Raw genomic sequence first — 14,616 nt, forward strand, 5'->3', positions numbered from 1 at the left:
GGCGGGTTTAGGTCACCAGCAACTTCACCAGATCGCTCTCCGGATCTGCGAGGGGTTCGATCACGTTGAAATGGTGCTTGCCAAAGGCAATGACGTGATCTGCCTCCCAGGCTTCGGTCAGCCAGACCGCCTGATCCAAAAACGCAGGGCGTTCCTCTCCGCCCACCCAGACAGTGACCTCGGCGGGATAGCGGTCTTGCATATCCACCGGGCTTTCGGCGGCGGCGCTGGCTGCGTCCATCTTGAACTTGTCGTTCATTGAAGTCCGCAAAAGTGGTCTCAAATCTGCCAGCGGCGAAATCGGCACCACCCTCTGGATGCGCTCTCCGACGTCTGCAGGCAGCAACGACCGGTCCAGCATCCGCGCGACGAGATGCCCACCAGCGGAATGTCCGGCCAGCGATATCGGCCCTGCCACCTCTGCCGCGATGGCTGTCACAGCCGCCGCTATCTGGCTGGTGATATCGGCAATGCGAACCTCGGGGCACAAATCATAGGAAGGCAGTGCCACCGCATACCCGTGGGCCAAAGCCCCGACCGCAAGATGCGACCAACTGGACTTATCGAAGGCCAGCCAATAGCCGCCATGGACAAAAATCATCAGGCCCTTGGGCTCTCCCTCCGGGAAAAACAGATCATATGCCTGACGCGGACTTTCACCGTAGGAAACATCAATCCGCGAGCGTTCCCGCATCGCATTGCGGAAATCCTCGGCCGAGGCTGCCCAGCGTGGCGGATAGCTTGCAGCATTCTCGATATAAACCCCGTTGGCATAGGCATCATCCAATTCCATGCCAGCCCTCCCCTTATGTGTTGTTTGCCCTACCTGACTATCTTGAGAAGAACATGTCAAACGCACAGGAGCTGGCATCTGGCGGGCTCATCAATGGTTGCCCCATGAGGTCAGCCCTCTATCTGCCGCTGGATTTGATCAAATTCTGGACTCATCACTCTTTCTGGACATATCAAGTGACAGCTGATTTCCATTTCCAGCAAACGACATCCGGGAGACAAGCCATGCTTGACGCGACTACAGATCTGAAATCCCTGCTCAAAGACACCAGCCTGCTGGAAAGCCGGGCCTACATCGGCGGCCAGTTCGTTGATGGAGAGGACGGCACCTTTGACGTGATCAACCCGGCCCGTGGCGACGTGATCGCGCAGGTGGCCGATGTCAGCCGCAGCCAGGTGGCGGGCGCCATCGCGCAAGCAGAGGCAGCGCAAAAGGATTGGGCCAAATGGACTGGCAAGGAACGCGCAGCCGTATTGCGCAAATGGTTTGACCTGATGATGGAGAACCAGGAAGACCTGGCCGTAATCCTGACCGCTGAAATGGGCAAACCCCTGGCAGAAGCGCGCGGCGAGATCGGCTATGGCGCCTCTTTCATTGAGTTCTTTGCCGAAGAAGCCAAACGCATCTATGGCGAGACCATTCCGGGCCACCAACGTGACAAACGCATCACTGTTTTGAAACAGCCCATCGGCGTTGCGGCTTCGATTACACCGTGGAATTTCCCCAATGCGATGATCACCCGCAAGGCGGGGCCCGCACTGGCAGCAGGCTGCGCCTTTGTCGCGCGCCCAGCCGAGTTGACGCCTCTTTCTGCGACCGCTCTGGCCGTATTGGCAGAGCGCGCAGGCATCCCCGCCGGTGTGTTCAACGTTGTCACCTCTTCCAATGCATCAGAGACCGGCAAGGAGTTCTGCGAGAACAACGCCGTGCGCAAGCTGACCTTTACAGGCTCTACCGAAGTGGGCCGCATCCTGATGCGGCAGGCGGCTGACACTGTTATGAAATGCTCGATGGAACTGGGCGGCAACGCGCCCTTTATCGTCTTTGACGATGCCGATCTCGACGCTGCTGTCGAAGGGGCCATCATGTGCAAGTTCCGCAACAACGGCCAAACCTGCGTTTGCGCCAACCGGATCTATGTGCAGGCTGGGGTATACGACGCCTTTGCCGCCAAGCTGAAGGACGCCGTGGCCAAGATGACGGTTGGCGACGGTCTGGCAGAGGGCACCCAATTTGGCCCGCTGATCAACCAGAAAGCCGTCGAAAAAGTTCAGGCCCATATTGCCGACGCAAAGGAGAAAGGCGCAGAGGTGATCCTGGGCGGCAATCCCTCTGAACTGGGCGGCACCTTTTTTGAGCCGACGATCCTTACCGGCGCGACCCAGGACATGGTTTTCTCTCAGGACGAGACCTTTGGGCCGATGGCACCCCTCTTCAAGTTCGAGACCGAAGATGACGTGATCGACATGGCCAATGACACCATCTTTGGTCTCGCCTCATACTTCTACGCCAAGGATCTGAGCCGGGTCTACAAGGTCGCCGAAGCGCTGGAATATGGGATCGTCGGCGTCAACACCGGCATCATCTCGACAGAGGTGGCCCCGTTTGGCGGGGTCAAGCAGTCAGGCCTGGGCCGCGAAGGCAGCCATCACGGCATCGAGGACTATCTGGAGATGAAATACATCTGCATGTCGGTCTGATCCGCCTCACAAGGCCCCGCCAAGCGGTTGTCGGGGCCTTGCATCATCAAAACTACATCAAACCGTCACAGTCCCGTTAGGCAGAAGCGGCAGGAGCAAGGGCAATCCATTGTCCAACTTTCGGAGTAGCCGATGATTCCGCGCCTCATGTGCCTGACCTCTGCGCTGGCCCTCACCACCGGTGCCGCCCAGGCAGAGAAATCCTTTAACCGCATTGCCGCCTTTCCCGTTGTCCAGAACATGACTGCCGGTGAGGATCAAACGCGCGAAACCTCGCCAGAGATCATCGACGCGACCGCAGATGGCATGACGCTGGTCTATACCGACAGCCCAATGCAGGCGCTGGGGCTGATTGATATCACCGACCCTGCCAAACCCGCACCCAAGGGCAATATCGCCCTGCCCGGCGAACCCACATCGGTCGCGGTTATTGGCAGCACGGCCTATGTTGGCGTGAATACCTCTGAAAGCTACACGCAACCCTCGGGTCTGCTGAAATCCATCGACGCTGAAACGGGCGCTGAAACGGGCTCCTGCGATCTGGGTGGTCAGCCAGATTCTGTCGCGAAATCCAAGGACGGCGGCTTTCTCGCTGTGGCGATCGAAAACGAACGGGACGAAGACCTGAACGATGGCATGCTGCCACAGATGCCTGCAGGCAACCTTGTCTTGGTGAATACCACCAAGACGGGCCTTGATTGCGCGTCGATGAAGGTCGTGAGCCTGACAGGCCTTGCCGATATCGCAGGCGAGGATCCAGAGCCTGAATATGTCTCGATCAACGGGCTTGGGGAAACCGTCGTCACATTGCAGGAAAACAACCACCTGGTGGTCGTCTCCAAGAACGGCGAGATCGTGACGCATTTCTCTGCCGGTTCGGTGGATCTTGACGGGATCGACGCGACTGACGAACGCGGCGCGCTGATCTTCAACGAAAGCCAGACCGCGCGACTGCGTGAACCCGATGCCGTTACCTGGATCGACGACACGCACTTTGCCACCGCAAACGAAGGGGATTATCAGGGCGGTTCGCGCGGTTGGACGATCTTCAACAAGGACGGCACTGTCGTCTACGACAGCGGCACCTCCTTTGAACATGCCATCGTGCAGATTGGCCACTACCCCGACAAACGCTCTGACGCAAAGGGCGTCGAACCCGAAAGCGTGACCTTCGCTGAATTTGACGGCACACCCTATGTGTTTGTCGGAGCGGAGCGCGCATCAGTTGTCGGCGTCTACGATGTCAGCGATCTGGCCAATCCGGTGCTCACACAGCTGTTGCCCTCGGGTGTTGGCCCGGAAGGTTACGCAGTCCTGCCGGAACGCAATCTGCTGGTCTCTGCCAACGAGAAAGACCTGATCGAGGACAAGGGTCCCCGCGCGCACGTGATGATGTACGAGTTGCAAGACGGCGCCCCCAACTATCCACATCTGACCTCTGCCGGGGCGGAGGAGCTGATCGGCTGGGGCGCACTCTCTGGCATGGTGGCGGATGCGGATGGCATGATCTACGCGGTCAACGACAGCTTCTACGGCTTCCAGCCTTCGATCTTCAAAATTGATCCCAGCCAGACACCTGCCCGGATCGTCGACGTGATCCGTATCCATCGGCAGGACGGCAACCCGGCCCAGAAACTGGATCTCGAAGGCATCACGCTGGACGGCAACGGCGGGTTTTTTGTCGCCTCGGAAGGGCGCACTGATCGGGTGACCCCACATGCCATCTATCACGTCTCCAAAGACGGGCTCATCAAAGCGAAGAAGGGCGAAATCGGGCTGCCTGCCGAGCTGATGGAAGTTGAACGACGCTTTGGCTTTGAAGGCATCACCAAGGTCGGTGACACGCTGTGGATGGCGGTCCAGCGGGAATGGAAAGATGACCCCAAGAACCACGTCAAACTGGTGGCCTATAATCTTGAGACCAAGGAATGGGGCGCGGTGCACTACCACAAGGCAGAGCCTGACACCGGTTGGGTTGGTCTCTCGGAGATCGTGGCCCACGGCGATCATGTCTACGTGATTGAGCGCGACAACCAGCATGATTTCCGCGCTGTCACCAAAAAGGTCTATCGCATCCCGCTGGCCGAAATGCAGCCCGCACCGCTGGGTGGCGAACTGCCGGTTGTCAGCAAGGAGCTGGTGCGCGATCTGCTGCCGGATCTGACCGCAACGGGCGGCTATGTGCTGGACAAGGTCGAAGGCCTCGCGATCACCGCCGAGGGAGAAGGCTATATCCTGACCGACAACGACGGTGTTGATGATGCCTCGGGCGAGACGATGTTCTTCTCGATTGGGCCTGTGGGTACGGCCACGACCAACTGATCCGACCCGTTCTTTTGACAAACGCAAAACAGCCCCCGGTGGATTGCCGGGGGCTGTTGTTGTTCATCGGGGGGGCAGCCATCCGTGCAGCACACCCCTGTCCGAGGTCAGATCAGTTGACCGGCTTGGCGTCCAATTTCGGCGTTTTGGTCGATGCGATTTCGATCCGGCGGGGTTTCAGCGCCTCGGGCACTTCGCGGTGCAGATCGATATGCAGCATACCGTCGGAATGGCTCGCGCCTGTGACCCGGACGTGATCGGCCAGCGTAAAGCGGCGCTCAAAGGCGCGGGTGGCGATACCGCGATGGAGATACGTGCGGTCGCTGTCGTCGTCGGATTTCTTGGCCGAGACAACAAGGGCGTTTTCCTTGACCTCGACGCTCAGATCCTCTTCGGAGAAACCGGCGACGGCAATCGAGATCCGATACGCATCTGCTGCGGTTTTTTCGATGTTGTAGGGCGGGTAGCTCGGCTGGGCCACGTCGGTGCTCAGAGCACGATCCATGAGATCTGCGATCTGGTCAAAACCGATGGTGGCACGGTGCAGCGGGGCAAAATCAAAACTACGCATTTTTCATCCTCATCTTGAGCGATTTTCTAGCGTGCCCTCCCCTCTGGGACGGGCATCAGGTTGCTCGGGCCCCGATCGACGGCGACCCGATGACATTGAGATAAGGACTGTTTTGAGGGGTTCAAGAGGTCGGGCAACTGCGGATGTCGCGCGCCTAGTTCTTGATGAATTTCGCCCCACCCGACCGGGCCCGTTCGCCGACACGCACACGACCCACACCGGGGGGCATCTGACCGGCGGATCGGCCATTTCCAAGCTGAGCCCGCAGCAAATCCAGCTCTTCTGCCAGCGCAGAGCCCAGCGCCACTTGCTGACCAGAGACTTCAGCCTTGGCCGACACCACAGACACGATGCGTGCTCGCCCCCCTTCGAACGAGAACACAGGCGCCCCCGAAGAGCCGTAGTCGACATCACAGGACATCACCAACACCCCTTCCTGGCGGGCCATTACGGCGCAAACGTCCTGCAAAGATGGCGCCTCAGAGCGATCATGGGCATACGAGACCACGCCGATCCGCGCCCCTTTCTGAGGGCGCAAACTGGTCTCAAATGGGGTGACGGTCGTGTTGCGGATCGGGCGCTGTAGCTGCAGCAAAGCAATGTCATTGCGCACCCGATCCGTCGACAGCTCTCCGTCGAATACATAGTTCGGGTGGATCACCGCCTGGCGCACACTGCGATAGGCCGAGGCACGCCCATTTCGCCACCCCGCCAGAAACTCGATCGTTTGCGGGGCAATCCGGGTGCGGCTCTCGCGATCAAACAGACAGTGCGCCGCAGTAAGGACCAGATCAGGGGCAATCAAGGCACCGGTGCAAAAGCCCTCTCCATTCACATCGAGCCGCCCAACGGCCTGCCAATCCCGGCCAGCCTCGGTTGTCTCCAACCGCTGCAGACGGCTGTCCTGCGCCTGCGAAACCTGCGGCGCCGCAATGGCAAGAAGCGGCACCAGAAGCACGGCACATGCACGCGCGAGCCGCCATTTCCCTGCTGCCATGGCTTTGGCCAGTGCTGCCATAAGTGATGTGCTCCGCGCTGAAATTGCCTGCTGTCTGGGATAACGCCCCCTTCAGGCGAAATTACGGCACAGACCGGGCAATTGCACCCGCGAAAACACAACACCCCGCCGATGGCAGGCGGGGCGTCGCTTACTGTGATTTGCGATCGCGCAGCGGCATCAGCGCAGGATCGGCACGTCTCCCGCACGGCTGACGGTGTTCCCTGCCTCCATTGCGCGGGGCTTGGGGCCACCCGTGGCCCAGTCCAGCAGCTCAACTGTGTGGACAATGGGCAGCCCGGTGGCCGAACCGATCTGCATCATGCAGCCGATATTCCCGGCTGCGATCAGATCAGGGTTCCTGGCCTCAAGCGTCTTGACCTTCCGCGCCTTCAGCTCGGCTGAAATCTCCGGCTGCATCAGGTTATAGGTTCCCGCAGAGCCGCAACACAGATGCGGATCAGCCGGCTCAACGATCTTGAACCCGGCCCGTTTCAACAGCGTCTTCGGATGGGTCTTGATCTGCTGACCATGTTGCAGAGAGCAAGCAGCATGATAGGCAACGGTCAGCTCTTTGTCTGTTCCCTCTGGCAGATCCAGCTGCATCAGCAGCTCTGATATATCCATCGCCAACGACGACACCCTTGCCGCATCCTCTGCCAGCGGATCGTTGCGGAACATATGCCCATAGTCCTTCACCGTCGTGCCGCATCCCGAGGTGTTGATGACAATCGCGTCCAGCCCCTGGCCGTCCATCTCTGCACACCAGGCCCGGATATTCTTGGCTGCGGTTGCATGGCTTTCGTCTTCGCGGCCCATGTGATGGGTCAGCGCCCCGCAACATCCCGCACCTTCGGCCACCACCACCTCGCAGCCAAAGCGGCGCAAAAGACGGATTGTCGCGTCATTGATATCGGTGTTGAGCGCCTTTTGCGCACAGCCCGTCATCAGGGCCACCCGTTTCCTGCGCGGGCCGGTTGGGTGAAAACTCTGCGGATCGTCGTTGCGGCTCACCGGTGGGATGTGCTTTGGCGCCATATCCAGCATCGCCCGCAGCCGCGCATCCGGAACAAGACCACGAAACGGGCGGGCCAGCTTTGCCCCGAACAAGGCGAGCCGGAAACGACCGGGATAGGGCAGGATCCGCGCCAGCAGCCAGCGCAACGCGCGGTCGCTCCAGGGGCGGTCATAGTGCTTTTCGATATAGGCACGGGCATGATCGACCAGATGCATGTAATGCACCCCAGACGGGCAGGTCGTCATACAGGCCAGGCAAGACAGGCAGCGATCGATATGTTTGACCGTCTTGGCATCCGGCGTGCGCTGGTTTTCCAGCATATCCTTGATCAGGTAGATCCGGCCACGGGGGCTGTCCAACTCGTCTCCTAGCACCTGATACGTCGGACAGGTCGCTGTGCAAAAACCGCAATGCACGCAGGTCCGCAATATCTCATTGGCGCGCTGGGTGCCGGGATCCTGGAGCTGCTCTTCGGTAAAGGTCGTTTGCATATCTTTATCCCATCAGTCCCGGATTGAGGATCGCGCGCGGATCGAACTGCGCCCTGAGCCCGGCAGAAATCGCGGCCAGCGGGGCGGGCTCTGGCTGAAAGCGCGCAATTGCGCCACGTGTCTGCGCGCTGGCCCGCACCAATGTGGCATGGCCCGGCACGTTCATTCGGGCCCGCAAATCGGTTCCCTCTTCCATCAAGGCCCAGATCAATCCGCCGCCCCAGTCGAACTGCAGCGCTGTCGCCCCCAGCGTCTGCGCCAAAACGATCGCATCAGACGGTTTGACCGAGATCCGCCAGACGTCTCCCGGTTTGTCATTAAAGGCCACAACGTCGCGGATTCCCTCCCACAAGGCAGCGCCTTCGCCCAGCGTCATACGCGCCTCGCCAAATTTCGCCAGCGCCTGCAAGAGCGCCTCGCCGCGATACGCAACCGAGGTCTCAAACCCCTCAACCCGGATGAAGACGGTGCCCGCAACAGGGTCATATGCCGCCCCGGTCACATCATAGGGCGACCCCAAAGCAACCGACATCGCCGCCACCGCTGTCGCCAGATCAGGCACGTCAACAGCAACCGTCCCGCAGGCCTCGGCCTTTGGCAGCACCTTCAGGGACAGCTCGCTCAGCACCCCCAGGGTGCCATATGCACCGGCCATCAGCTTGACCAGATCATAACCCGTCACGTTCTTCATCACCCGGCCACCGTTGCTCAGGACATCGCCCCGACCATCCACAAACCGCACCCCCAAAAGAAAGTCGCGCGCTGCTCCGGATTGGATGCGCCGGGGCCCAGAGGTGTTGGCGGCAAAGACCCCGCCCATGGTCGGCACCCCCTGCGTGCCAAGCAATCCACGGTGATCCATCGGCTCAAAGGCCAGGCGCTGGTTCTCGCCCGCAAGGATCTTTTTCACCTCTTCAACCGGCGTGCCCGCCTGCACCACCAGCGTAAGCGCGCCGGGCTCATACAGGGTCACACCGCTAAGACCGGCGACCGACAGCGGATCCCCCTCGCCCGAACTGCCACGGGTGCCACCGCCCCGGATGCTCATAGGTCCCTTGGCGGCCGCAATGATGTCGGCCAGTTCGGCCTCGCTCCGAGGTGTCATGGTTTCACCTTTTCAAAAATACTCTGGGGGTGTGGGGGCAAAGCCCCCGCAACTGGCCCGGATCAAGGGCCTGTCAGGCCAGTTCCTACTCTGCGGCCATTGCGGGCGCGCGGCGGCTCTGTGTTGTGGACAAGGGAAAGACCTTGGCCGGGTTGAGCAGCCATTTCGGATCAAAGACATCCTTTACCCGCAACTGGGCCTCGATATCGGCTGGCCGGTACTGATGCAGCATCAGGTCACGCTTTTCGATACCGACACCGTGTTCGCCGGTCAGACAGCCCCCCACCTCAACGCAGAGTTTGAGGATCTCGGCGCCAAAGGCCTCGCAGGTTTCCAGATCGCCGGGTTTGTTGGCATCAAACAGGATCAGCGGATGCATGTTGCCGTCACCGGCATGGAATACATTTGCAACGGCCAGTCCGAATTCCTTGCTCATCTCACCGATCCGGCGCAGCACATGCGGCAGCGAGGTCACAGGGATCGTTCCATCAAGGCACATATAGTCGTTGATTTGCCCCATGGCGCCAAAGGCGGATTTACGACCCAGCCAGATCCGGGCGGCTTCATCGCTGTCGGTGGCCTCGCGCAGTTCAACAGGGTTATGCGATCTCGCAATATCGGTGATCAGTCGAAGCTGGTGGTCAATCTCTGCTTCGCTGCCCTCGACCTCGATGATCAGCAGCGCCTCACACATCGGATAACCCGCCTTGGCAAAGGCTTCGCAGGCCTCGATACAGGGTCGATCCATGAACTCGATCGCAACTGGCAGAACACCGGCCTTGATGATATCGCTGACACAGGCGCCTGCCACCTCATTGCTGTCATATCCGATCAGAACGGGGCGGGCGCCTTCGGGTTTGCGCAAGATCCGAAGGGTGGCCTCTGTCACCACGCCAAGCTGTCCCTCGCTGCCACAGATCACCCCCAGAAGGTCGAGACCGCCAGCGTCCAGATGAGCCCCCCCGATTTCAACCACGGTGCCATCCATCATCACCATGGTCACTCCCATGAGATTGTTGGTCGTCACCCCGTATTTCAGGCAATGCGCTCCGCCGGAGTTCATGGCGATATTGCCTGCGATTGCACAGGCCAGCTGTGAAGACGGATCAGGCGCGTAAAAGAAGTCTTCCTCCTCGACCGCACCCGATACGCTGAGGTTGGTACGCCCTGTCTGTACGCGGATTGTGCGGTTCGCATAATCCGTTTCCAATACGTCGTTCATGCGAGCCACACCAAGGATCACACAATCCGCCGTCGGGAGCGCCCCGCCGGCCAGCGAGGTTCCGGCCCCGCGCGGCACCACTGGCACCCCCTCTTCGTGGCAGATCCGCAGGACGTCGGAAACCTCCTGTGTGCTGCGCGGCAGCACAGCCAGAAGCGGCGGGCATTTGTAGGCCGTCAGCGCATCACACTCATAAGCACGGGTCTCTGCCTCGTCCTCGATCACCGCGTCAGCGGGCAGGACCTTAGCCAGACGCTCAACCAGCCGCGACTTGCGGGCCAGAATGGCGGGGTTCGGGGATGGCATCTCCATGGGGCTCTCCTATTTGGTAAAATAATATGACCAATTTTCCGATCTGGCAAGCCAGTTGTTCGGCGGGTAAGTTGACCACATGACATTGATTGACCGACTGGCCCTGTTCTCTCCTCTCGATTTGATTGCCTGCGCCCTGCTTTTGCTGAGCTGGCTGGGCATTGGCTGGCGCATTGAAAACGCGCCCAAGGGCAAACCATCAGTTTCAGAACTGATGGCGCAATTCCGGCATGAGTGGATGATCCAGATGGTGTCACGCCAGCCGCGTATCTTTGATGCCCAATTGATCAGCAACCTGCGTCAGGGAACGGCGTTTTTCGCGTCAGCCTCGATGATTGCAATCGGCGGCGGCCTGGCCCTGATTGGCAACACAGACCAGCTGGTCGGTGTCGCGCGCAACCTCAGCCTCGACAGTGCGCCAGCCTTTGTCTGGGACGTGAAAATCCTGCTGGTCCTTCTGCTGCTGAGCAACGCGTTCCTGAAATACGTCTGGGCCCACCGGCTATTTGGCTATTGCTTTGTCCTGATGGGAGCAGTGCCAAACAGTGGAGACGCCCCCAATGCGTTCAAACGCGCAGAGCAGGCGGCGGACCTGTCGATCACTGCCGCCCGGAGCTTTAACCGTGCGATGCGATCAACCTATTTCTCGCTGGCCTCTGTCGCTTGGCTGGTGGGTCCACTTGCCCTGATCGCCACGACGTTGATCACCCTCGCGGTTCTTTATCGGCGCGAATTTGCCTCGCAATCCCGCCAGATCCTGCAACGTCTGCCAGCGGATACAAAGCCCCCGCAAACTTCTGCCTAACACCGGGCGCCTTGCGAAATGTCAAAGACAGCCGGGCGAATCCGACCTAGGCTGGATCCATGTTGAAAGCTCTGACCCTTGCCTGTGCCACCTGTCTGCCCATCGCTGCCTGGGCCGATGATCCGCGCATCCTTGAGGCAACCGCAACCAAAACCGGCAGCAGCTGGCGGATCAGCGTAACGCTGAGCCACCCGGACACCGGCTGGGATCATTATGCTGATGGCTGGCGGGTTCTGGACATGGACGGCAATCCGCTTGGCCTGCGCGAGCTGGTGCATCCCCATGTCAACGAACAGCCATTTACCCGGTCGCTGGCAGGAGTGGCGATCCCGGATGGCACTGAACAGGTCAAAATCCAAGCGCGTTGCAATGTCGATGGATGGGCAGAGGCGACCTATATCCTCGTGCTCAACTGCGACGCCAGCTGCTAGGCGAGTAGCGCCGGGCAACTGTCAGACCCGGTGATAGGGACTGCCTGCCAGGATCGTGGCGGCGCGATAGACCTGCTCTGCCAGCAGGACCCTGACCAGCATATGCGGCCAGACCATCTTGCCCAGAGAGATGGAAAAATCTGCCTCAGCACGCAGGCTGGGATCGATCCCATCTGCGCCACCGATGACAAAGGCGACATCCTGGCGCCCTGTATCGCGCCAATCAGCCAGCCGTTTCGAGAAATCCGGTGACGTCAAAAGCTTGCCACGTTCATCCAGCGTACAGATGACAGCCCCCTTGGGGATTGCCTTGCGCAGGAGATCAGCCTCGGCGGCCATCCCTGCATTTTTCTTGTCCTCGACTTCGATCACCTTGCAGGGGCCAAGACCCAAGGCCCGGCCCGTACGGTCGAACCGCTCAAGATAGTCATCAATGAGCTGTTTCTCCGGGCTGGCCCGTAGGCGCCCGACCACACAAAAATGAAGTCGCATGGAAGATCTTTCGATTCGGGCCTGCAGGGATCAGAGGCGCATTGCCGTGGCAACTGGCGCCAAGGATCGCACAGGCCGATCCAGTCAGAACCGGCCTACCCGGTTCTGCGGTCAGGCTGTCTTCAGTTCTCGCTCTGCGCTGGTGAGGTGCCAGCAGGAAGCCACATCTTTTCGAGTTGATAGAACTCGCGCACTTCCGGACGGAACAGATGGATGATGATATCGCCAGTGTCGATCAACACCCAATCGCCGGTATCCTTGCCCTCGACCTTGCACAGCAGGCCGTAGTCCTGCTTCAGCCGGTCGGCAAGTTTCTCGGCCATGGACGCGACCTGACGGGTCGAACGCCCCGAGGCAATAACCATGTGATCGCCAATGGCTGTCTTGCCGCGCAGATCAATCTGCACAACATCTTCGGCCTTGTCGTCATCAAGCGAGGAAAGAACACGCGCCAGCAGCTGATCGCTGGTCGGCTGTGATTTGGTGGCCATTACAGCCACACCGCGGCCTGCATCTTGGGCCGCCTGAGGTTCGGGTGACAGGACATTGTCCTCCTTGTAGCGCGCCGCCGGTCCCCCGGCGCTGGGGTAGTCTCAATTTAGCAAGGCAGACGTGCTTTTTCAATGAACCTTAAACGAGAGGCTGCATTGCGTGGCACGCAGGCCCACCACCTCCCCCACGGGAACGGATCAACCACTCTCTGCGCTCTCTCCACCGCGGGTTTCAGCGACTTCAACCGACAGCGCATCATTCATCACCCGCACCTCCCGCTGCGGGAACGGAATGGACACGCCCGCGTCTTTAAACGCATCCCACAAAGCCAGATAGACGTTGCCACGAATATTGGTGAGACCTCCGGTGGGGTCATCAATCCAGAACCGCAACACATAATCCACGCTGCTATCGCCAAATCCGATGATGTGACACACCGGCGCGCGCTTGCCGCCGCTGAGCACACGGCTGACCCCTTTTGCGGCATCAATTGCCACGCGTCGCACCTCGTGCGGGTCATCCCCATACGCGGTGCCGAACTTCAGATCCAGCCGGACGAATCGATCCGAGTGAGACCAGTTCACCACCTCATTGGTGATGAAATCCTCGTTCGGAATCAGGTATTCGCGCCCATCGCGTGTGACCACAGACACATAGCGCGCGCCAAGGGAGTTGATCCAGCCAAAGGTCTCGCCGAGCGAAATCACATCCCCCGGCTTGATGGATTTATCCAACAGGATGATGAGGCCTGAGACGAGATTGGACACCACCTTCTGCAGACCGAAACCAAGACCAACACCAATAGCGCCGGACAGAACCGCAAGGCCGGTGAGATCAATGCCTATCGCCTTCAGCCCGATGAAAAAGGCCCCGCCAAGCAGCAGGATCTGAGCGAGCTTTGCCCCGAGAACCTGCATCGAAGGCGAAATGTCGGGATTATTGCGGATCCTGTTTGCCGCCACGGAAGAAACCGCGCGCGCCAGCGTAAGCATAACCCCCAGGATCACGATGGCCTGCACAATAAGGAACAGGGAAATCCGCAGATCGCCAAAATCAATCGCTATACTGTCGAGAAAGGCCGTCGCTTCGGCCGTCAGACCCAGAATTCTAAGGGTGATCCACACCCACGCGCCGTATTTGACCATCTTGCGCAGCAGCGGATTGGCCACAAGACGGGTGGCAAAGGACACGATCAGCCAAGCCAGCGACAGGTTGGCGATCACCACAAGCACCCGCGAGCGACTGGGCCAGGTGACCTCTTGCATGATGAGGACCGTGGACCAGATCAAAAGCACAAAAAGGATCCCTCTGATCCGTTTATGCACCACAAGCCCTGCCCGGATCCGCCACTTTGGCCATCCTGCGCGGCCTCGCAGCCAGTCATGAAAGCTGGCCGCAATCGGACGCGCCAGCAGCGCCGCAATCAGAAATAGGCCCGCAGCGATGCCCAGTTGGTAGGCATTCCAAGGCCGCAGCAGAACCTCAGCCGTATCTGTCAGAAAAGCCCACAGCTGCTGGCCAAACTCGATCGCCTCTGCCGTGCTCTCAGCCAGCGCATCTTTTGTTTCGATCTGTTCTTCCGGATCCATGATGCTCCCTATCTCAGTCAGAAGTCTGCCGCCCCTTGCCGCGAGGATCAAGGCAGGACATTCCACAAACGGTTTGCATCTGGGCCAAGACCTTGTTCACCGCAGTCCAGAACGAATCTTGATTGCAGCGCCCAGCAGATGTATCTGACAGCCATGACCCACGTTTTGGCCCACCATATCGAGCTGCAAGACCGCGCACGCCTGCGCGAGCGGTTCTTTGGCGCCGCCCGCACGGTCCTGGCGCGGCTATAAGGCTGCCGCCAAGCCCTTTTGCCA

At 59.8% G+C, this 14,616-nt stretch carries 14 protein-coding genes; 5 read left to right on the plus strand and 9 right to left on the minus strand.

All coding sequences use genetic code 11. The features are described 5' to 3' along the window. Positions 1–7: 7 nt before the first annotated feature. Positions 8–793, minus strand: a complete 786-nt coding sequence (locus KUV39_RS10615) for an alpha/beta hydrolase (protein WP_222459756.1) — start codon at positions 791–793, stop codon at positions 8–10. Between the two features lie 224 nt (positions 794–1,017). Between KUV39_RS10615 and KUV39_RS10620 the strand changes: the two genes are divergently transcribed. Next, entirely contained in the window at positions 1,018–2,493 is a 1,476-nt protein-coding gene (locus tag KUV39_RS10620) for an NAD-dependent succinate-semialdehyde dehydrogenase (RefSeq protein WP_008562705.1), read from the plus strand. 132 nt (positions 2,494–2,625) lie between these two features. Then, positions 2,626–4,815: an esterase-like activity of phytase family protein gene (locus tag KUV39_RS10625; RefSeq protein WP_222459757.1), complete on the plus strand. Its 2,190-nt coding sequence runs from the start codon at positions 2,626–2,628 to the stop codon at positions 4,813–4,815. A gap of 112 nt (positions 4,816–4,927) precedes the next feature. Here the strand turns inward: KUV39_RS10625 and KUV39_RS10630 are convergent, their stop codons facing one another. The 5 genes from KUV39_RS10630 to KUV39_RS10650 form a co-directional block, all read right to left on the minus strand. Then, entirely contained in the window at positions 4,928–5,386 is a 459-nt protein-coding gene (locus tag KUV39_RS10630; RefSeq protein ID WP_222459758.1) for an Hsp20 family protein, read from the minus strand. A 154-nt stretch (positions 5,387–5,540) separates the two neighbouring features. Beyond that, positions 5,541–6,404 (minus strand): trypsin-like serine peptidase, encoded by an 864-nt coding sequence (locus KUV39_RS10635; protein WP_244998334.1) that lies wholly within the window; start codon positions 6,402–6,404, stop codon positions 5,541–5,543. A gap of 159 nt (positions 6,405–6,563) precedes the next feature. Continuing rightward, positions 6,564–7,892, minus strand: coding sequence for a glycolate oxidase subunit GlcF (glcF, locus tag KUV39_RS10640; protein WP_222459759.1), 1,329 nt, complete (start codon positions 7,890–7,892; stop codon positions 6,564–6,566). Positions 7,893–7,896: 4 nt separating this feature from the next. Beyond that, entirely contained in the window at positions 7,897–8,997 is a 1,101-nt protein-coding gene (locus KUV39_RS10645; RefSeq protein WP_222459760.1) for an FAD-binding protein, read from the minus strand. An 85-nt stretch (positions 8,998–9,082) separates the two neighbouring features. After that, on the minus strand, positions 9,083–10,531 hold the full coding sequence (locus tag KUV39_RS10650) for an FAD-linked oxidase C-terminal domain-containing protein (RefSeq protein ID WP_046211855.1): 1,449 nt from the start codon (positions 10,529–10,531) through the stop codon (positions 9,083–9,085). 79 nt (positions 10,532–10,610) lie between these two features. On the opposite strand from KUV39_RS10650, the gene KUV39_RS10655 reads away from it, so the two are divergent. After that, on the plus strand, positions 10,611–11,336 hold the full coding sequence (locus KUV39_RS10655; protein ID WP_046211854.1) for a DUF599 domain-containing protein: 726 nt from the start codon (positions 10,611–10,613) through the stop codon (positions 11,334–11,336). A 59-nt stretch (positions 11,337–11,395) separates the two neighbouring features. Continuing rightward, positions 11,396–11,767: a hypothetical protein gene (locus KUV39_RS10660; protein ID WP_222459761.1), complete on the plus strand. Its 372-nt coding sequence runs from the start codon at positions 11,396–11,398 to the stop codon at positions 11,765–11,767. 21 nt (positions 11,768–11,788) lie between these two features. On the opposite strand, the gene rlmH is transcribed toward KUV39_RS10660, so the two are convergent. The 3 genes from rlmH to KUV39_RS10675 all read right to left on the minus strand — a co-directional run bounded on the left by rlmH (position 11,789) and on the right by KUV39_RS10675 (position 14,340). Then, a complete protein-coding gene (rlmH, locus tag KUV39_RS10665; RefSeq protein WP_037302670.1) occupies positions 11,789–12,259 on the minus strand; it encodes a 23S rRNA (pseudouridine(1915)-N(3))-methyltransferase RlmH in 471 nt (156 codons plus the stop codon). Between the two features lie 122 nt (positions 12,260–12,381). Then, the gene (rsfS, locus tag KUV39_RS10670) at positions 12,382–12,750 is read right to left on the minus strand and encodes a ribosome silencing factor (RefSeq protein WP_008562485.1); all 369 of its coding nucleotides are present in this window, start codon (positions 12,748–12,750) and stop codon (positions 12,382–12,384) included. Positions 12,751–12,948: 198 nt separating this feature from the next. Continuing rightward, on the minus strand, positions 12,949–14,340 hold the full coding sequence (locus KUV39_RS10675) for a mechanosensitive ion channel family protein (protein WP_209034884.1): 1,392 nt from the start codon (positions 14,338–14,340) through the stop codon (positions 12,949–12,951). 138 nt (positions 14,341–14,478) lie between these two features. Between KUV39_RS10675 and KUV39_RS10680 the strand changes: the two genes are divergently transcribed. After that, positions 14,479–14,592 (plus strand): hypothetical protein, encoded by a 114-nt coding sequence (locus tag KUV39_RS10680; RefSeq protein WP_008560989.1) that lies wholly within the window; start codon positions 14,479–14,481, stop codon positions 14,590–14,592. Positions 14,593–14,616 lie beyond the last annotated feature (24 nt).

Source organism: Phaeobacter italicus (assembly GCF_019801785.1).
Classification (GTDB): Bacteria; Pseudomonadota; Alphaproteobacteria; order Rhodobacterales; family Rhodobacteraceae; genus Phaeobacter; species Phaeobacter italicus.

Excerpts from the sequence above, each read along its gene's own strand:
- KUV39_RS10615 (WP_222459756.1), bottom strand. The coding sequence starts at position 793 with ATGGAATTGGATGATGCCTATGCCAACGGGGTTTATATCGAGAATGCT.
- KUV39_RS10620 (WP_008562705.1), top strand. The coding sequence starts at position 1,018 with ATGCTTGACGCGACTACAGATCTGAAATCCCTGCTCAAAGACACCAGC.
- KUV39_RS10625 (WP_222459757.1), top strand. The coding sequence starts at position 2,626 with ATGATTCCGCGCCTCATGTGCCTGACCTCTGCGCTGGCCCTCACCACC.
- KUV39_RS10630 (WP_222459758.1), bottom strand. The coding sequence starts at position 5,386 with ATGCGTAGTTTTGATTTTGCCCCGCTGCACCGTGCCACCATCGGTTTT.
- KUV39_RS10635 (WP_244998334.1), bottom strand. The coding sequence starts at position 6,404 with ATGGCAGCACTGGCCAAAGCCATGGCAGCAGGGAAATGGCGGCTCGCG.
- glcF (WP_222459759.1), bottom strand. The coding sequence starts at position 7,892 with ATGCAAACGACCTTTACCGAAGAGCAGCTCCAGGATCCCGGCACCCAG.
- KUV39_RS10645 (WP_222459760.1), bottom strand. The coding sequence starts at position 8,997 with ATGACACCTCGGAGCGAGGCCGAACTGGCCGACATCATTGCGGCCGCC.
- KUV39_RS10650 (WP_046211855.1), bottom strand. The coding sequence starts at position 10,531 with ATGGAGATGCCATCCCCGAACCCCGCCATTCTGGCCCGCAAGTCGCGG.
- KUV39_RS10655 (WP_046211854.1), top strand. The coding sequence starts at position 10,611 with ATGACATTGATTGACCGACTGGCCCTGTTCTCTCCTCTCGATTTGATT.
- KUV39_RS10660 (WP_222459761.1), top strand. The coding sequence starts at position 11,396 with ATGTTGAAAGCTCTGACCCTTGCCTGTGCCACCTGTCTGCCCATCGCT.
- rlmH (WP_037302670.1), bottom strand. The coding sequence starts at position 12,259 with ATGCGACTTCATTTTTGTGTGGTCGGGCGCCTACGGGCCAGCCCGGAG.
- rsfS (WP_008562485.1), bottom strand. The coding sequence starts at position 12,750 with ATGGCCACCAAATCACAGCCGACCAGCGATCAGCTGCTGGCGCGTGTT.
- KUV39_RS10675 (WP_209034884.1), bottom strand. The coding sequence starts at position 14,340 with ATGGATCCGGAAGAACAGATCGAAACAAAAGATGCGCTGGCTGAGAGC.
- KUV39_RS10680 (WP_008560989.1), top strand. The coding sequence starts at position 14,479 with ATGTATCTGACAGCCATGACCCACGTTTTGGCCCACCATATCGAGCTG.